The organism is Streptomyces sp. NPDC110618 (assembly GCF_055657065.1).
Genome location: NZ_JBVKBN010000019.1, coordinates 89,281 through 106,525, shown reverse-complemented (window position 1 = coordinate 106,525; position 17,245 = coordinate 89,281). Strand labels below are relative to the sequence as shown.

Sequence of the window (17,245 nt, the reverse complement as noted above, 5' to 3'; positions counted from 1 at the left end):
GGGGTGTCAGCCGGACCCCGGTTCAGGCGTCCCGCCGCCGTACGCTCCACGCCCCGGCCGCCAGCGCCGCCGCGGTCCACAGCGCGCACACCCCGAGTCCGGTCCAGGGGCCGAGCGTTCCGTCGTACGTCTCGTAGAGGGCCACCTGACCTGCCTTGTCGGGCAGGAAATCGGTGACGCCGCGCGCGTCGCCGATGACGAACGAGACCACCAGCACGAACGGGATCAGCAGGGAGAGCGTGGCCACGCCACTGCGCAGCAGCGCGGTGAGTCCGGCCGCGAACAGGGTCATCAGCGTGAGGTAGAGCGCGGCGCCCAGGACACCGCGGAACTGTTCGGAGGCGGTCAGACCGCTCGCCGCGTCGCCCAGTCCGGCACGGCCCACGGCGAAGGCGGTCAGGGCCGTCACCAGGGCGATGAGCAGGGCCGGTACGGCGATCGCCGTCACCTTGGCGGCGAACCACTGTCCGCGTCGCGGCACCGCGGACAGGGACAGCCGCAGGGCGCCCCCGTGGTACTCGGCCGACACGGCCAGCGCGCCGAAGGTGATCGCCGCGATCTGGCCGGGCAGTACGCCGGAGAGGGCCGTGAACAGCGGGTCCGTGTCCGCCTCGGGGGTCTCGGCACCGGAGAGGGCGGAGAAGGCGGTGGTGGCGGCGAAGAGGGCGAGCAGTGTCCCGTACAGGGAGCGCAGGGTGCGGATCTTCAGCCACTCGGCGTGGAGGGCGGGGGCGAACGCCATGTCAGGCCTCCTGCGGCTGCGGCGTGGTCGGGTGGGCGGTGAACTCGGTCTCGTCGGCGGTCAGATCGAGGTAGGCCTGCTCCAAGGTGGCCTCCTCGGCGGCCAGTTCGAGGACGGTAACGCCCGCGGCGGACAGCAGCCGTCCGATGTCCTCCACGCGTGCGTGGGGCACGCTCCAGTGGCCCTCGGGTTCCCGTACGGCGGTGTGGCCGTGCTCGGCGAGCAGGGCGCCGAGGTCGTGGGAGTCGCCGGTGCGGACGCGGACGCGGGGCTGCACGCGCGCGTGGATGAACTCCCGCATCGGGGTGTCGGCGAGGAGCCGGCCCCGGCCGAGGACCACGAGGTGGTCGGCGAAGGAGGCGGTCTCGTTCATGAGGTGGCTGGAGACCAGCACCGTGCGCCCTTCCCCGGCGAGCCGGCGGAGCAACTGGCGGATCCAGACGATGCCTTCGGGGTCCAGGCCGTTGGAGGGCTCGTCAAGCATGATCACCTCGGGGTCGCCGAGCAGCGCGGCGGCGATGCCGAGCCGCTGGCGCATGCCCAGGGAGTACGTCCTCACCCGGCGCCGGGCGACCGAGGTGAGCCCGGTCTCCGCCAGCACGTCCGCCACGCGGTCGTCCGGGATGCGGTGGGTGACGGCGAGGACGCGCAGGTGGTCGCGGCCGGTGCGGGAGCCGTGGGCGGCCTGGGCGTCGAGCAGGGCGCCCACGCGGCGCAGCGGGTCGCGGAGTTCGGCGTAGGGGCGGCCGCCGACGGTGGCGGTGCCGGAGGTCGGCCGGTCCAGGCCGAGGACGAGCCGCATGGTGGTGGACTTCCCGGCGCCGTTGGGGCCGAGGAAGCCGGTGACGCGGCCGGGGAGCACGGAGAAGGTGAGCCGGTCCACGGCCCGGCGGGTGCCGTACTCCTTGGTGAGGGCTTGGACTTCGATGCTGGTCATGGCCTCAGCGTCGCGGCGGGCGCGGTGCTCGCACCTCCCCCGCGCGTGGAGATCGTCTCCCCCGCGCGGGGGAGGTCGGCTGTCGGTGGCGGCTGGCACGATGACGCAATGGGCCGCCTCCTGAGCCCCCTGCTGCGGGGCACGACGTACACCCGCGTGCTGCATCTGTGGGTGCCCATGCTGATGGTCAGCGTGTGGATGTTCATCGACCCGTCCACGCCGTGGGTGCCGGCGCTGGCGCTGCTCCCGGTCGGTCTGATCCCGGCCGTGCGCACGGGCGAGGGCGTGCAGGCCCGGCTGATGCTGATGCCCGCCGACGAGGAGTCGGTCGTCTCGGTGAACCGCGCCGGCACCTGGCGGGACCGGCTGCGCACCGTGCTGTGGCTGGAGACGCGGATGGCGCTCGGCGCGGTGACCATGGGCGCCACGGTCTGGCTGCTCATCCTCTCCTTCGAGCTGGGGCAGCTCGCGCTCGGCGGCAGCCCCGGCGACACCCCGTTCCTGGAGGACCTGCGACCGCACTGGTCCTACGCCCTGCTGACGCCGTTTCCGCTCGTCGTGCTGTACGGCGCCCTGGTCGGCCTGGGTGAGCTGGTCACCGCCGCCGCCCGCCGCCTGCTCGGCCCGTCCGCCGCCGAGCGCCTGGCAGCCCTGGAGGAGCGCACCGAGCAGCTCCTGGAGCGCAACCGGATCGCGCGCGAGCTGCACGACTCCATCGGGCACGCGCTGACGGTCGCCGTCGTGCAGGCCGGTGCCGCGCGCGCGGCGGGTGATCCGGACTTCACCGACCGGGCGCTGGAGGCCATCGAGGAGACCGGGCGGGCCGCGCTGGAGGATCTGGAGCGGGTGCTCGCCGTCCTGCGGGAGGCGGACCGGCCGGTGAACGGCAGGCCCACGCTGGTGGACGCCGACCGGCTGCTGGAGTCCGCGCGGGCCGCCGGGGCGAAGGTCGAGGTGGAGTTCTCCGGGCCCTTGGACATCGTTCCCGGGCCGGTCTCGCGGGAGGGGTACCGCATCCTCCAGGAGGCGCTGACCAATGTGCTGCGGCACGCGGGCCCGGTCCCGGCCGCCGTGCGTCTGGACGTCACCGGCCCCTCCCTGGTGCTGGAGGTACGCAACCCGCTCCCCGCCGACCCCGGCGCGGCGCCCGGCCGCGGCAGCGGGCTGCGCGGGATACGCGAGCGCGCGGCGCTGCTCGGCGGCCGGGCGCTCACCGGTCCCGCCGACGGTGACTGGCAGGTGCGCGCGGAGCTGCCGATGCGCTGATCTACGCTGGCCGGATGCCGGTCACCGTTCTCCTCGTCGACGACGAACCGCTCGTACGCGCGGGCCTGCGGGCCGTGTTGGACGCGCAGCCGGACATCGAGGTCGTCGGCGAGGCGGCCGACGGGGCGGCGGTGATCCCGCTGGTACGGAGCCTGCGCCCGGACGTCGTCGCCATGGACGTACGCATGCCGCTGCTGGACGGGATCGAGGCCACGCGCGCGGTGCTGCGGACGGTCGACGACCCGCCGAAGATCCTCGTCGTGACGACCTTCGAGAACGACGAGTACGTGTACGAGGCGCTGCGCGCCGGCGCCGACGGCTTCCTGCTCAAGCGCGCCCGGCCCGCGGAGATCGTGCACGCCGTCCGGCTGGTCGCCGAGGGCGAGTCGCTGCTGTTCCCGGCGTCGGTACGGCAGCTCGCCGCCGAGCACGGGGAGAGCGGCGGGAATCCGGCGGCCCGCGCGGCGATGGAACGCGCGCAGCTCACCGAGCGCGAGGCGGAGGTGCTGCGCCTGATGACGCGCGGGCTGTCCAACGCCGAGATCGCGGCCCGGCTGGTGGTGGGCACGGAGACGGTGAAGTCGCATGTGAGCGCCGTACTGGCGAAGTTGGGCGCCCGTGACCGTACGCAGGCCGTGATCGCCGCGTACGAGTCGGGGTTCGTGGCACCGGGGTGATCGCCGGGTCGCCCCACGCATGTGACCGACCGGTGCTCGCCGGGGTCCGCCGGGCCGAGTACGATCCGCCCAACACGCGCACGAGCTGGGAGGACGGACGGTGGGGCGGCTGACCGGCGGGGATCCCTCGCTGCTGCGAAGGATCAATTCCGCTGTGGTGCTGCATGCGCTGCGGGCCACGGACAACGCGACACTGACCGAGATCACCCGGGTCACCGGACTGTCCCGGCCGACCGTCGAGGGCGTCGTCGAGGACCTCATCGGAGCCGGGCTGGTCGTCGAGAAGGCCGCCGACGAGGGCGCGGCGCGCCGCCAGGGGCGACCGGCCCGGCGGTTCAGGTTCCGGGCCGAGGCCGGTCATCTGCTGGGCCTGGACATCGGGCCGCACCGGGTCGCGGCGCTGCTGTCGGACCTGGACGGGCGGGTGCTCGGCTCGGTCGCCAAGGACGTGGAGGAGACCGCCACCGCCGACGAGCGGCTGGAGAAGCTGCGCACCGGTGTGGCCGAGCTGCTGCGCCGGGCCGGTGTGGCCCGCGGTTCACTGCGGGCGGTGGGCGCGGCGACGCCGGGGATCGTGGAGGCGGACGGCACGGTGCGGCTGAGCACGGCGCTGCCCCAGTGGTCGGGGCTGCGCCTCGGGGAGCGGCTGAGCCGGTCCTTCAAGTGCCCGGTGCTGGTCGAGAACGACGCCAACGCGGCGGCGGTCGCCGAGCACTGGAAGGGCGCCGCGACGGAGTCCGACGACATCGTGTTCGTCCTGGCCGGGCTGAGCCCCGGCGCGGGTTCGCTGATCGGCGGGCGGCTGCACCGCGGGTTCGGCGGGGCGGCGGGCGAGATCGGCGCGCTGCACCTGCTGGGCCGTGAGGTGACTCCGGAGACCCTGCTGTCGACCACGAGCGAGCCCCTGCACCCGCTCGACGAGCAGGCCGTCGCCGCGGTGTTCGCCAAGGCCCGCGAGGGCGACGAGGGCGCCCGCGCGGCCGTCGACCGGTTCATCCAGCGCCTCGTCCACGACGTGGCGGCCCTGGTCCTCGCTCTCGACCCCGAGCTGGTCGTCGTGGGCGGCTGGGCGGCCGGCCTGGACGGCGTACTGGAGCCGCTGGAGCGTGAGCTGGCCCGCTACTGCCTGCGCCCCCCGAAGGTCACGCTGTCCCTCCTGGGCGAGGCGGCCGTCGCGACGGGGGCGCTGCGGCTGGCGCTGGACCATGTGGAGGAGCAGCTGTTCGCGGTGGAACAGACGGTGACGGCGCGCCGCTGACGACGGCGCGCGCCCCGTTTCCGGGGCGCGGCGGTCGGATGACGCCGGGCGTGGAGCGCTACGGCGCTGGACGCGCCCGGCGCGTGGCCGTGCCGCTCAGGACGCCCGGCGTTCCGGGCCCTCGTGGATCTCCACGCCACCCGTGTCGCCAAAGGTCAGACGGCAGGTGTCGGCACGGTACGTGGCCACCGAGACCGCGGCGGTGCGGCCGCCGTCGGCGAAATAGCGGGTGGTGACGACGAGGACGGGTGCCCCGGGCAGCCGGTCCAGTTGCTTGGCGTCGTCCGCGCGGGCCGAGCCGAGCTCCACGGCCCGTTCCTGGCCCTCAAGTTCCAGCCGCTGCAGCTCGCGCAGCACCGCACGCGCGCGTGCCGCCCCGGCGGGGGCGTCGATGGCGCTGAGGTCCGGTACCGAGGAGACGGGGATGTACAGCAGCTCGGCGGCTACGGGCTGACCGTGCGTCACACGGGAGCGGCGCACCACGTGCACGGCTTCCTCGGCGCCGGTCTCCAGGGCGGCCGCGACACTCGCGGGCGGCACCTCCAGCGTGCTGTCGGCGGGCTGCCAGTCGTCCCCCGCGGCCCCCGGCCACACGTGCTGTTCGGTGGTGCCCACCGCGACCCCCACGCGCGGCGGCGCCACCGTCGTCCCGACACCTCGGCGGCGTTGGAGTCTGCCCTCCAGTTCGAGCTGTTCCAGGGCCTGGCGGAGCGTCGCCCGGGCCACGCCGAAGCGGGCCGCCAGGTCACGCTCGTTGGGCAGGATCTCCCCCACGGAGAATTCCGAATCCAGCGCCTCACTGAGCACGGTCTTGAGATGCCAGTACTTTGGTTCCGGCACCGATTCCAGTTGCGTGGTCCCCACCCTGTCCTCCGCAATCACCGTGTTCCGGCGGCGTTTCAGCGCCTTGTTTATTAAAGGTTGTTGCACTTCTCTGCGACCATAGGGCGGCCCCCACCCTTGGTCAATACCAATCCTCGGCCCCTTGCGCGGCCCGCGCCGCGGTCGCCGTGAAGCGTTCACCGGGCGTTCGCACAGGGCCGTTTTCTTGACGCTCCGGCAAAGTCCCCGTCGCGGAACGAGGGCTTCGAGCAGCCTCTAATCCAGGTTCAGGCACCGCAACTTGTCCGGGTTGCGGATGACATAGATCGACTGGATCCGGCTGTCCAGGAGTTCCAACTGGAATACGGCGTCGGGTGTGCCGCCCTCCAGGGCGAGCAGGGCGGGGCCGCCGTTGACCTCCAGGAAGCGGAACGACCGGCCCGGTACCCCCCTCGCCGCGGCGCCGACCAGGAATCGGCCCACCTTCTCGGCGCTCTCCACGACCCGCAGCGGCGCCCGGGACTTGCCGCCGCTGTCGCCGACCAGCCGGGCGTCGGGGGCGAGCAGCGACATCAGGCCGTCCATGTCGCCCTCGGAGGCGGCGGCGAGGAAGCGTTCGGTGAGGTCACGACGCTCGGCGGGGTCGACGTCGTAGCGGGGCCGCCGGTCGTCGACATGCCGTCTGGCACGCCCGGCCAGCTGGCGTACCGCCGGTTCGCCCCGGTCGAGCATCGCGGCGATGTCGGCGAAGGGATAGCCGAAAGCCTCCCTCAGCACGAACACCGCGCGCTCCAGCGGTGACAGTGACTCCAGGACGACGAGGACGGCGAGGGAGACGGTGTCCGCGAGCACGGCCCGCTCGGCGGTGTCCGGAACCGTATCGCCGAAATCGGTGACGTACGGCTCCGGGAGCCAGGGGCCGACATAGGCCTCGTTACGGGCCTTGACCTGGCGCAACCGGTCGATGGCGAGGCGGGTCGTGACGCGCACCAGGAAGCCGCGGGGGTCCCGTACGTCGGCGCGGTCGGCGCTCGTCCAGCGCAGCCAGGCCTCCTGCACGACGTCCTCCGCGTCGGTCACGCGCCCGAGCATGCGGTACGCGACTTCCAGGAGGACGGGGCGGTGCTCTTCGAAGACGTCGGTCACGGTGTCGGTGCTCACGGCACCATCCCAGCCGACGGGTCCGACGGTGTCCAGGCGAGCGGTCGCAGAAGCAAAGAACAGCGCATGGATCGCGCCGAGTTGGCCGGTCCCCGGCGGGTCGGGGGTGGGTCAAGGGTGGGTCCGGGTCGGGTCTACCCGACAGTAGCAATTGCTGACAAGCTGTCTACGGCATCGTCGACCATCACCGCCGAGGAGCACCCATGTCCGCCGCCACCGTCTCCTTCGAGGTCCCCTCCGCACAGGGCCCACGACCCGTGACCGTCTCGTACGCGCGCGTGGGCCGCGGTGAGCCGCTGCTCCTGCTGCACGGGATCGGCCACCACCGGCAGGCGTGGGACCCGGTGCTGGACATCCTGGCGACCGAGCGCGACGTCATAGCCGTCGACCTGCCCGGTTTCGGCGCGTCCCCGGCCCTGCCGGAGGGGCTGCCGCACAACCTGCCCACGGTGACCGCCACGCTGGGCGCCCTGTGCGAGGCGCTGGACGTGGACCGGCCGCATGTCGCGGGCAACTCACTGGGCGGGCTGCTCGCCCTGGAACTGGGCCGGGAGAAGCTCGTACGGTCCGTCACCGCCCTCTCCCCCGCCGGATTCTGGTCGCAGAACGAACGCCGCTACGCCTTCACGCTGCTGCTGACGATGCGGCGCATCGCGGAGCGGATGCCCGAGCCCATGGTGCACCGCCTCGCCCGGAGCACGGCCGGTCGCACGGCCCTGACGAGCACCATCTACGCCCGCCCCGGCCGTCGTTCACCCGAGGCGGTGATCGCCGAGACCCGGGCCCTCGCACACGCGCCCGCCTTCACCGAGACCCTCCGGGCCGGCGACGCGGTCCAGTTCACCGACGACGTCCCCGGCATCCCGGTCACCGTGGCCTGGGGCACCAGGGACCGGGTCCTCCTGCGTCGCCAGGGCATCCGGGCCAAGCAGATCATCCCCCGCGCCCGCCTCGTCCGGCTCCCCGGCTGCGGCCACGTCCCGATGAACGACGACCCGGCGCTGGTGGCGCGGGTGATTCTCGACGGCAGCCGGTGAGGAGCGGGGGCGGGGGTTCCGAGTCCGCGGGCGCGATTCCGGCGGACGCTGAGCCCCGGACCTCCAGGGCCCGGGCTCAGTTTCCGGGACGATGGCCGCCGCGCCCCGCCGCCATGCGTACCTCGGCCTTCTCCCGGACCTTCGCGTCCGGTGCCGGCCGGCGTCGCGACAGGGCCCCGGAGCCGAGGACCACGCCCGCCCCCACCAGCGCGCTTCCCACCGCCTGGGCAGCCCCGTACGACCCCGTGCCCACCAGAGGGGCAGTACACGCGGCCGCCACCGGGATCAGGCCGGAGAACAGCGTGGCGCGCTCGGCGCCGATGCGCTGCATGGCCATGTACCAGCACACGAAGCCGATCACGGTGACGATCACGGCCTGCCACAGGAGAGCCGCGGTCTCCGTCCCGTCCGGGCGGCGCAGCCACGCCGTGCCGTCGACGACCAGGGCCACGAGTGCGGATTCGGCCGCCGCCAGGCCGCACACCGTGGCGGAGAGCAGCCGCGGCCCCAGGGGGCGTACCACCGGCACGGCCAGCACGGCGAAGCCCACCTCACCGGCCAGGGCGCACACGGAGAAGGCGATGCCCGCCGCGTCCGTACGACCCCAGCCCTGGACGGTGAGCGCGCCCAGAGCGACGAGTGAGGCACCGTAGAGCACGACCCGTTGCGGGCGGCGCCCGTCCAGCATCGGCACCATGACCGCCACCACCACCGGCGCACACCCCACCAGCACCCCTGGAACCGCCGGTTCCGCGGAGCGCTCCGCGGCGATGACCGCGAGGTTGAAGCCCACCATGCCGACCGCGGCGAGCAGAGCCAGGCGGACCCACTGACGGGCGGTGAGCGTCCGCAGCCGTGCGGCCGCGCCCCGGCCAGCCAGGGGCACGAGCAGCAGGCAGGCCAGTCCGTAGCGCAGGAACTGGCCGCCCGCGTACGGGTAGTCGCCGAGGACGCTGTTGGCAGTGAAGGAGCCTCCGACGAGGACACAGGCGAGCGCGGCGAGCAGAGCCCCGCGCGTGGTGGTGGCGTTCATGGAACCGACGCTAGGAATCGGGGCGGTCCGGTTTAAGGTCCACTTTTGTGACTGCTTCGGAGACCAATTCGCCGGGAGCCGAGGAGCCAGGGGTCGGCGATCCGGGGGCCGGTTCGGCCGCTTGGGAACTGCTGCTGCCCGCCGCCGCGGCACCGGCACGCGCGCGTGGGCGGGCGTTGCAGGCGGCGCTGCGCGAGGCGGTGCGGTCGGGGCGGCTGGCCTCCGGGACCCGGTTGCCGTCGAGCCGCGATCTCGCCGCCGACCTGGGTGTGTCGCGGGGGCTGATCACCGAGGCGTACGAGCAGCTCACGGCGGAGGGCTATCTGCGCAGCGGCCGGGGCGCCGGTACCTGGGTGGGCGGTGCCGTACGGTCGGCGTCGCCACGCGCGCGTGACCTCGCGCCCCGCTCCCCCGGAACGCGGGCCGACTTCGTGCCCGGCACACCGGACCTGTCGCTGTTCCCGCGCGCCGCGTGGGCCACGGCGCAGCGCGGCGTACTGGCCGAACTGCCGCACGCGGACCTCGGCTACCCCGACCCGCGCGGGCTGCCCCGGCTGCGCACGGCGCTGGCCGGACTCGTCGCCCGCCGCCGGGGCGTGGTCGCGGACCCGGAGCGGCTCGTCGTCGTGTCCGGGGTGGCGCAGGCGACGACGCTGCTCGGTTTCGCGCTGCACGCGCGCGGGCTGCGCACGGTCGGCGTCGAGGACCCCGGCAGCCCCCAGCACAACGCGCTGTACGCCGCCGCGGGCGTCACCACGGTGCCCCTGCCGCTGGACGCCGAGGGCCTCGCGCTCGACCCGCTGCGCGCCTCGGACGTCCGGTCGATCGTCACGACACCCGCGCACCAGTACCCGACCGGAATCGCCTACTCCGCGCGGCGTCGCGCCGAACTCCTGGACTGGGCGCGCTCGGTGGACGGGTACGTCCTGGAGGACGACTACGACGGCGACTTCCGCTACGACCGGGCCCCGGTGGGCGCCCTCCAGGGCCTCGACCCGGAGCGGGTGGCGTACACCGGCTCGGTCAGCAAGTCGCTCGCCCCCGGTCTGCGGCTCGGCTGGCTGCTGGTCCCCCAGGCGCTCGCGGACGAGGTCGTCGAGCGCAAGCGGACGATGGATCTCGGCCACCCCACCCTCGACCAGGCGCTGTTCGCCCGGTTCGTGGAACGCGGCGACTACGACCGCCAGTTGCGCCGCTGCCAGCGCGCCTACCGGGAGCGCCGGGACGCCCTGGTCGCCGCACTGGAGGAGCACTTCCCGGGCGCCCGTGTGTCGGGCATCGCGGCCGGGCTGCACGTCATCGCCGTGCTCCCGAAGCGCTACGGCCCCGAAGCGGACTTCCAGGCACGCGTGACCGCCGCCGGGGTCGCGGTGCGGCTGCTGTCGGAGTGCGCGCACGCGCCGGGCGACCACGACGACGTACGGCTGGTGCTCGGCTACGCGCACCTGTCCCCGGTGCGCATCCGGGAGGGCGTGCGGCTCATGGCCGCGGCAGCCTGACGCACGGGATCGAATGCCGACGCGAGCCTGGTCGGCCCATATCCGGCGTAGCCTGCGGGTGTGCCGCGCACCGGCGTCATCCCCCGGCGCGCGGCACACCCGCGCCACCTGCCGGCCCGACCGGCGCGGACGTCCGGTTGGCCCGCAACTCCGCGTCGGCGAGGCCGTTTTGGCAGGTCAGGCCGATTGTCAGTGGTGGCGTCTACGGTTTTCCCATGACGCGATCACTGCAGGCAGTGGCCTATCGCCGACCCTCCGTGCTGGAATCAACCGCGGACGGCCGGCGCCTGGGTCTGGAGACCTCACGGGGCGCGACGCCGACCGGGGCCGCCGACCATCCCCGGTTCTTCGCCGGGTTCCTGACGAGTCCTCAGGCCGCCTCGGCGGGCCTTCTCGCGGTGGCGGACGTGGCGGCGGCGCGCTACTACCAGCGCCAACTGCGCGCCTCCCTGGACCCGGTGGTGACCGGAAACGGCGACCGGCTGCGCTTCGAGTCCTTCTCCGGCTGCGGCGGTGTGTACGCCCGCCTGGATGTGCTCACGGCGGGCCTCGACGGCGCCGAAGTGGGCCACGGCACGACGAACGTGGACGTCAACAACCCGCTGCGGGAGGCCCTTTCGCGGCTCGGCACGGACGATCCGCTGCACCTGCGCGTCGGCCCGGAGGAGCTGACGGTGACCACACTGGACGGGCCGGTGGTGGAGAAGAAGGTGCCGCTCCCGGACCGCTGGCTGCGCGGCTTCGCGGAGTCCCAGGTGATCGCGGCGGGCTTCGACCTGCGCGCCGAACTTCCCGCGGCCGAGGCCGTGCGGTTCCTGCGCGCGCTGCCGAAGGCCGGGGTGCGCGGCGCCGCGGGCGGCCCGCGCTGGCTGGTCGCGGCGGGGCGCGGGCTGCGCGCCACGAGCCGGGCGGTACCGGGCGCGGTCTGCCTGCCGGGCCCGGAGCGCCTGTCCGCGCTCCAGCGGGCGCTGCGGCACGCGACGGCGCTGCGGATCTACGGCCCCGTGGTCGGCGCGGGTTCGGCACCGACCGCGAGCGCCTGGGAGCTGGTCCTGCCGGGCATGCGGCTCACCCTCACCCTGTCGCCGGACGCCTCGCGCGGCTTCTCGGGCGAGGGCGGCGTCCTGGACGCGCTCGCCACCGACGAGGCCGCCGAGGACGCGGAGCTGATCTCGGTGCTCCTGGCCTGGGAGCCGCGGATCGACATCGCCGACCTGGCGGCGTCCTCGGGCCTGACCGCCGAGCGCGTCCGGGCGGCCCTGGTCCGCCTCGGAACCTCGGGCCGGGTCGGCTACGACACCGCGGAGGCGGCGTACTTCCACCGGGAACTGCCCTACGACTCCGCGCGCGTGGAGCGCCACAACCCCAGACTGCGCTCCGCGCGTGAGCTGGTGGCGGCGGGCGCGGTCGCCCTGGACGGCGTACTCGGTACGGTGACGGCCGCGGACGGCCATGTGCACCGGGTGCGGGAGGAGGCCGGTGTGCTGAGCTGCACCTGCCAGTGGTGGGCGAAGTACCGGGGCGGGCGCGGCCCCTGCAAGCACGCGCTGGCGGTACGCATGGTGCGGCGGGGCGAAGCGGCGCAGCGGGACGGACGGACCGCACGGGTCGACGGGGGTGTGCGATGAGCGGGCTGATGGACGCGGTACGGGCGGGGCGGATCACCGAGGTGGTGAACCTGCTCGACGGGATGACCGACGGCGAACGGCGGGCGTTCGTGCCCGAGTTGAAGGACCTGCGCAAGGACCTGCGTGCCGACCGCTGGAGCGACCGGGGGCGCCGGGCGCTGCCCTCCCTGCACCTGGCCGGGGCGGCGTGCCAGACCGGCGCCGCGGCCGTGGCGAACTGGCTGGCGGCCACCGACTTCATGTGGTCGCCCGCGCCGACCGAGCTGCTGATCGACATCCTCTCCGACCGGGACCTCGACTGGATCGCCGATGTCACCCACCGGCTCGCCCGGCGCCCGGTGAGCGCGCGCGTGCCGTACGAGCTGATGAACGGCCTGGTGCGGCTCGCGGCCTGTCCGGCGCCGGTCACTGATGCCTACGTGCGCGGCTGGATGACGCACATCAGCGCCGGTTGGGCGCGCGTCGGCTCGCTCGCGGACCGGCTGCGGCCGGAGCCACAGCTGCCGGATCTGGTGGCCGCGCTGTTCGAGATCGACGATCTCGGCTCGGTGTTCGGATGGCTGGCCGGTGACGGCCCCAACAGCTGGCCGACCACCCTCACCCGGCTCGCCGGGGAGGGCACCCTGGACCGGGGGAAGCTGCTGGACGGATGCGTGTCCCGGCTGCTGCGGGGCGGCCGACCGGCCGACGTACGCGCGTTCCTGCGGCTGCTCCAGGCGCTGGCACCGACGCCGGAGGAGCAGCGGGAGCGGATCGCGGACTGGACGGCGCTCGCCGCGGACGCCGCCTCACCGGTCGCCGCGTACGCCCAGTCCCTGTTGGCCGGGCTCGCCGTGTCGGGTGAACTCCCGCACCTGCGGCTGGCCGAGCTGTCGGAGGGGATGCTGTTCCGCACGGAGAAGACCTTGGTTCGGGCCCAGCTCATCCTGCTGGGCAAGGTCCTCGCCCAGGACCCGACCGGCGCCGACACGCTGCTGCCGCCCCTGGCCCAGGCCTTCGGGCACCCCGACTCCCAGCTGCAGGAGCGCGCGGTGAAGCTGGTGGAGCGGCACGCGCCGAGGACCGGCGAGCCGGATGTCCGGGACGAACTCCTCGCCGCTGCCGAGCAGTTGAGCCCGACCCTGCGGACCCGGGTGGCCGAGGCCCTGGGCGCGGTTTTGGACCGGCAGGAGGCGTACGAGGAGACCTTGCCGCCGGTTCCCGCGCCCGTACGCCTCGCCCCCGCGCCGCGGTCGCCCGCCGAACTCGCCGAAGAGGTCGGGGCGTTGCTGGCGGCAGTCGATGACGTGCAGGCCTTCGAGCGCACGCTGGACGGCCTGGTGCGCGGCGCCCACAGCGATCCGGACGCCCTGCGGGAGGCCCTGGAGCCGGTGGTGGGTCGCCTGCCGTGGATGGCGTCGGGCAGCGTCAATGTGCACTACTTCCACCAGCACCGGCACATCGAGACCGTGCTGGCCGCCCTGCTGACCAAGGGCGCGCCGGAAGCGTCCGCCGATCCGCTGTCGAACGCGGGCTGCGTGCACAGTCCGCTCGGCCGGGCCTTCAACGCCCGCGTCTGGGAGATCGCCCGGCGCATCCCCGCCGACCCGCCGCCCTTCCTGCTGTCCACGCCCACCTGGAGCACCGGCCTGATCGACCCGGAGGAGCTGGTGGACCGGCTCGCCGCCTACCGGGAGGCCGACGCCCGGGTCATGGTCACCGACTTCGCGCAGGCCCTGCTCCGAGTCCGGCGCCAGGACCGTACGGCGGCGCGGGCGGCCGCGGAGCGGGCGGCGGCGCTGGGCACGCCCGAGGGAAGACGGCTCGCCCAGTGGCTCACCGCGCCCGACCCGGCCCTGCCCCAGGTGCGGCGGCGCGCCAACGGGCCCCGGATCCTCCTGGAGGCGGCCGAACTCGACGCGCTGCAGCGGGACTTCCCGCCGGAATTCCACCCGCTGGGAAGGCCGGTCACCGTCCACGCCGACCGCTGGCACTGCTACCACTGGGACGGCGACCTGCGTCCGCACTGGGCGGCCCTGTCGCCCGAACAGCCCGAACCGGTCGTGGTCAGGCTGCTGCGGGACCTGTCGGACACCGCAGTCAACAGTGCCCGGGGGATAGCCGAGATCCTCCCCCGGCTCGCGGAGTCGGCCGGCGAGGCGGGCCCGGCCCTGCACCTCGGGCTGGCCTACGCGCTCGGCGCCCGGCACGAGGAGGACCGGCTGGCCGCCGTGGACGCCGTGCTCGTACTGGCGGCGCGGGGTCTGCTGGACGCCGGGCGGCTCGGCACGGATCTCGGGGAACTGGTGGGCACCGGGGCGGTCAAGCCGTCACGGCTGGTGGAGTCGCTACGGACAGCGGCGGCCGCCGGGGCGAACGCCACGGTGTGGGAGATACTCCGGCACGCCCTGCCCGCCCTGCTGGCGGACCAGTCCGGCGAACGGCCGGGCACCCCGCCGCGCGGGCTCGCGGATCTGCTCGCCGTGGCGGCGGACTGCGCCGAGCGCACCGGCGCACGGGGCGAGCTGCCGCATCTGGCCGGCACGGCGGACCGGCGGGGCTCCTCGCGGCTCCTGTCCCAGGCCCGTCGGCTGCGCAGCGCGCTGGCCGCGGAGGTGGCCGCGTGACGCACACAACGCAGGGACAAAACCAGCCAAAACATGACCGTTACCCGGTGGTCACAAACCGTTCGTGATCACGCAACACCGTTCCTTCACAGTGGCCGCATGAGTCGAGACATGTCTGATGTGACGCGCGCGAAGAACGGCCGTCCCGTCCACCACTGGCGGCGGGACGTCATCGAGCTCGCCGCGCTCTTCACGGCCGTCGCGGTCGCCGACGCCGTCGCCAACCTGATCGGGCACGGCCCCGACGGACCTCAGCTGCTACTGGTGTCGGCGGCCGTACTGATCGCCACGGCCGCGTTCCACGTGTGGTGGGCACGCCGCCACGGCCACGCACCGCCCGCGGACGATACCGGTGCCCGGTCCGCCGCCGAGCGGACCGGGCCGTCGGAGGTGGCCTCCGGTGAGAGCACCCTGTGGCGGATGCGCACCACGGTGAAGGACGCACCGGGCTCGCTGGCCGCGCTGTGCACGGCTCTGGCGGAGCTGCGGGTTGACATCCTGAGCCTGCAGACGCACCCGCTGGGCGACGGCACGGTCGACGAGTTCCTGCTGCGTGCCCCGGGCGAACTCGCCGCCGCCGAGATCACCCGTGCCGTCTCCCTGGCGGGCGGCACCAGCACCTGGATCGAGCGTGCCGACACCCACGACCTCGTGGACGCGCCGACCCGGGTACTGGGCCTCGCCACCCGCACCGCCCTGGACGCCGCGGAACTGCCCCTCGCGCTGCGGCAGTTGCTGGGCCGCTGCACCATCCGCCAGCTCCCCGGCGCCCCGGTCGCCGGACGGGCGCCGCAGGGCGTGCCCGTCGAGGGCGTACTGGAGGACACCGTGATGCGGCTGCGGGCACCGGAAGGCGGAGTGATCACCGTGGAGCGGCCGTACCTGCCGTTCACCCCCACCGAGTTCGCGCGGGCCCGCGCCCTGGTCGAGCTGGACGCCCGGCTGGGCCCACGCGTCCCGGCCGGTGAGGACGTACTGACCCTGCCCGAGGGCAGCGACATCACCGTGCGCCGCGCCGACCCGCGCGATGTCGAGGCGGCGAAGGCCATGCACGAGCGGTGCTCGACACGGACGCTGAGCAGGCGGTACCACGGCCCGGTCGGCGACGCGGACCGGTATCTGAACCACCTCCTCAGCCCGCGGTACGGGCGCACGCTCGCCGTGCAGACGGCGTCGGGCCGGATCGTCGGCCTCGGTCACCTGCTGTGGGACGGTGACGAGACCGAGGTGGCGCTGATCGTCGAGGACGCCTGGCAGCGCCGGGGCATCGGCGGCGAACTGCTGCGCAGGCTGGTGCGGATGGCCGAGTCGGCCGGCTGCGCGAGCGTGTACGCGGTGACGCAGGCGTCCAACACCGGGATGGTGGCGGCCATGCGGGGGCTGGGGCTTCCGCTCGACTACCAGATCGAGGAGGGCACGCTGGTGATCACCGCGCGCCTGGCCGCGCCGCCGCGGGCCGAGTTGGAAGCGGTAACACAGCACATCGGGCTGCCCCAGCGCGGCTGACCCGGAATCCGTCCGTGCGCCTGATCACGTTCCGTTGATCAGGCGCACGGCTATGTCGGGGCTGAAGACGCCCGCCGCCACGGTCGGCGCGATACCGCACTTGCCGTCGCTGTTGCCGGGCGTCTTGACCCAGAGCAGCATGTCGGCGCCGCCCCCGGTCTGCGGTGGTGTGCCGAGTTTGCGGCCGGGCGGGTTGCACCACTCGCCGTTGGAGCCGTTGCCGTTGCGGCTGGTGTCGATGACGAAGCGGGCGCCGCCGCCGAGGTCGGCCTTGACGGCGTTGGCATAGGTCAGCGAGGCGCTGGTGGAGTAGTAGTTGGACACGTTGACGGAGAATCCGCGGACGTTGGCCACGCCCGCAGCGGCCAGCCGGTCGGCCATGGTGGCGGCCGAGGTCCAGCCCGCGTTGCCGCCGTCGAGATAGGCCCAGGTGTTCGGGGCCTTCTGTTGGAACATGCGGGTCGCGTAGGTGAGCATGTCCAGGCGCTCATTGATCTTCGTCTGGGACATGCAGCCGAAGTCGCCGAGGGCGTCGGGTTCGATGACGACCACGGCGGGCCGGTCGGCGATGGCCGCGGCGAAGGTGGAGATCCACGTCTTGTACTCGGCGACACTGCCCGCGCCGCCCCCGGACTCCCCTCCGCAGGCGTCCCGGCCCGGGAGGTTGTACGCGACGACGACGGGGAGTTTGTCATGGCTGTCGGCCTGACCGATGTAGCTGGCGACGGAGCTGCCGGTGGAGCCGGTGCCGAACCAGCGGGCGATGGGCCGGGAGGCGATGTTCGACTGGATCGAGCCCGCGCGTGAGTCCGAGGGGTGGGCGGCCACCCAGGCGGCCGGGCTGGAGTTCGGGTTGACGTAGAAGCCGCTGGTGAGGGTGGTCGGGTCGGCCGCCGACGCGGAGTCGGCGGAGGTCAGGGTCCAGACGGGGACGGCTGCGAGACAGGCGAGGCCTGCCGCGACTCGGTGCAGCGTTTTCATGGGGCGATTCCGCTCCCTTCGTGGGGTGGGCTGCCGCGGGGCCCAGGCTCGGGGTGCCCACCCGGGCTCGTCCTGCGCGGGTGGGTACCTGC

14 protein-coding genes are annotated in these 17,245 nt (G+C 73.9%); 8 read left to right on the top strand and 6 right to left on the bottom strand.

The genetic code is table 11. The annotated features are described in order from the left end of the window. Positions 1 to 22: 22 nt before the first annotated feature. Entirely contained in the window at positions 23 to 742 is a 720-nt protein-coding gene (locus ACZ7L7_RS28425; RefSeq protein ID WP_453604188.1) for an ABC transporter permease, read from the bottom strand. A gap of 1 nt (position 743) precedes the next feature. Beyond that, on the bottom strand, positions 744 to 1,679 hold the full coding sequence (locus ACZ7L7_RS28420; protein WP_453604190.1) for an ABC transporter ATP-binding protein: 936 nt from the start codon (positions 1,677 to 1,679) through the stop codon (positions 744 to 746). Positions 1,680 to 1,787: 108 nt separating this feature from the next. Between ACZ7L7_RS28420 and ACZ7L7_RS28415 the strand changes: the two genes are divergently transcribed. From ACZ7L7_RS28415 to ACZ7L7_RS28405, 3 genes are all read left to right on the top strand, one after another. Beyond that, entirely contained in the window at positions 1,788 to 2,945 is a 1,158-nt protein-coding gene (locus ACZ7L7_RS28415; protein ID WP_285514996.1) for a sensor histidine kinase, read from the top strand. Between the two features lie 14 nt (positions 2,946 to 2,959). Then, positions 2,960 to 3,622: a response regulator transcription factor gene (locus tag ACZ7L7_RS28410; protein ID WP_285514997.1), complete on the top strand. Its 663-nt coding sequence runs from the start codon at positions 2,960 to 2,962 to the stop codon at positions 3,620 to 3,622. 100 nt (positions 3,623 to 3,722) lie between these two features. Then, positions 3,723 to 4,880, top strand: a complete 1,158-nt coding sequence (locus tag ACZ7L7_RS28405; protein WP_453604194.1) for an ROK family transcriptional regulator — start codon at positions 3,723 to 3,725, stop codon at positions 4,878 to 4,880. A 96-nt stretch (positions 4,881 to 4,976) separates the two neighbouring features. Here the strand turns inward: ACZ7L7_RS28405 and ACZ7L7_RS28400 are convergent, their stop codons facing one another. Together ACZ7L7_RS28400 and ACZ7L7_RS28395 are read right to left on the bottom strand one after the other, a co-directional pair. After that, a complete protein-coding gene (locus tag ACZ7L7_RS28400; RefSeq protein WP_285514999.1) occupies positions 4,977 to 5,744 on the bottom strand; it encodes a GntR family transcriptional regulator in 768 nt (255 codons plus the stop codon). Between the two features lie 234 nt (positions 5,745 to 5,978). Further along, positions 5,979 to 6,863 carry an RNA polymerase sigma-70 factor gene (locus ACZ7L7_RS28395; protein ID WP_285515000.1) on the bottom strand — a complete coding sequence of 295 codons (885 nt, stop codon included), beginning with the start codon at positions 6,861 to 6,863 and terminating at the stop codon, positions 5,979 to 5,981. Between the two features lie 203 nt (positions 6,864 to 7,066). Here ACZ7L7_RS28395 and ACZ7L7_RS28390 point away from each other — a divergent pair, with 203 nt between their 5' ends. Beyond that, the gene (locus ACZ7L7_RS28390; protein WP_285515001.1) at positions 7,067 to 7,900 is read left to right on the top strand and encodes an alpha/beta fold hydrolase; all 834 of its coding nucleotides are present in this window, start codon (positions 7,067 to 7,069) and stop codon (positions 7,898 to 7,900) included. Positions 7,901 to 7,976: 76 nt separating this feature from the next. On the opposite strand, the gene ACZ7L7_RS28385 is transcribed toward ACZ7L7_RS28390, so the two are convergent. Next, a complete protein-coding gene (locus ACZ7L7_RS28385) occupies positions 7,977 to 8,933 on the bottom strand; it encodes a DMT family transporter (protein WP_285515002.1) in 957 nt (318 codons plus the stop codon). A 47-nt stretch (positions 8,934 to 8,980) separates the two neighbouring features. Between ACZ7L7_RS28385 and pdxR the strand changes: the two genes are divergently transcribed. From pdxR to ACZ7L7_RS28365, 4 genes are all read left to right on the top strand, one after another. Further along, a complete protein-coding gene (gene pdxR, locus ACZ7L7_RS28380) occupies positions 8,981 to 10,432 on the top strand; it encodes a MocR-like pyridoxine biosynthesis transcription factor PdxR (RefSeq protein WP_471431848.1) in 1,452 nt (483 codons plus the stop codon). Between the two features lie 215 nt (positions 10,433 to 10,647). Continuing rightward, positions 10,648 to 12,060, top strand: coding sequence for an SWIM zinc finger family protein (locus ACZ7L7_RS28375; RefSeq protein ID WP_453603860.1), 1,413 nt, complete (start codon positions 10,648 to 10,650; stop codon positions 12,058 to 12,060). Beyond that, positions 12,057 to 14,666 (top strand): DUF7824 domain-containing protein, encoded by a 2,610-nt coding sequence (locus ACZ7L7_RS28370; RefSeq protein WP_472077590.1) that lies wholly within the window; start codon positions 12,057 to 12,059, stop codon positions 14,664 to 14,666. The genes ACZ7L7_RS28375 and ACZ7L7_RS28370 overlap by 4 nt, the downstream gene beginning before the upstream one ends. 111 nt (positions 14,667 to 14,777) lie before the next feature. After that, complete coding sequence (locus ACZ7L7_RS28365; protein WP_453603864.1) at positions 14,778 to 16,172, top strand: GNAT family N-acetyltransferase; 1,395 nt, start codon at positions 14,778 to 14,780, stop codon at positions 16,170 to 16,172. Between the two features lie 24 nt (positions 16,173 to 16,196). On the opposite strand, the gene ACZ7L7_RS28360 is transcribed toward ACZ7L7_RS28365, so the two are convergent. Beyond that, positions 16,197 to 17,153 carry a glycoside hydrolase family 6 protein gene (locus ACZ7L7_RS28360; protein ID WP_472077589.1) on the bottom strand — a complete coding sequence of 319 codons (957 nt, stop codon included), beginning with the start codon at positions 17,151 to 17,153 and terminating at the stop codon, positions 16,197 to 16,199. Between the last annotated feature and the right edge of the window lie 92 nt (positions 17,154 to 17,245).

Excerpts from the sequence above, each read along its gene's own strand:
- ACZ7L7_RS28425 (WP_453604188.1), bottom strand. The coding sequence starts at position 742 with ATGGCGTTCGCCCCCGCCCTCCACGCCGAGTGGCTGAAGATCCGCACC.
- ACZ7L7_RS28385 (WP_285515002.1), bottom strand. The coding sequence starts at position 8,933 with ATGAACGCCACCACCACGCGCGGGGCTCTGCTCGCCGCGCTCGCCTGT.
- ACZ7L7_RS28370 (WP_472077590.1), top strand. The coding sequence starts at position 12,057 with ATGAGCGGGCTGATGGACGCGGTACGGGCGGGGCGGATCACCGAGGTG.
- ACZ7L7_RS28410 (WP_285514997.1), top strand. The coding sequence starts at position 2,960 with ATGCCGGTCACCGTTCTCCTCGTCGACGACGAACCGCTCGTACGCGCG.
- ACZ7L7_RS28415 (WP_285514996.1), top strand. The coding sequence starts at position 1,788 with ATGGGCCGCCTCCTGAGCCCCCTGCTGCGGGGCACGACGTACACCCGC.
- ACZ7L7_RS28365 (WP_453603864.1), top strand. The coding sequence starts at position 14,778 with ATGTCTGATGTGACGCGCGCGAAGAACGGCCGTCCCGTCCACCACTGG.
- ACZ7L7_RS28420 (WP_453604190.1), bottom strand. The coding sequence starts at position 1,679 with ATGACCAGCATCGAAGTCCAAGCCCTCACCAAGGAGTACGGCACCCGC.
- ACZ7L7_RS28375 (WP_453603860.1), top strand. The coding sequence starts at position 10,648 with ATGACGCGATCACTGCAGGCAGTGGCCTATCGCCGACCCTCCGTGCTG.
- ACZ7L7_RS28360 (WP_472077589.1), bottom strand. The coding sequence starts at position 17,153 with ATGAAAACGCTGCACCGAGTCGCGGCAGGCCTCGCCTGTCTCGCAGCC.
- ACZ7L7_RS28390 (WP_285515001.1), top strand. The coding sequence starts at position 7,067 with ATGTCCGCCGCCACCGTCTCCTTCGAGGTCCCCTCCGCACAGGGCCCA.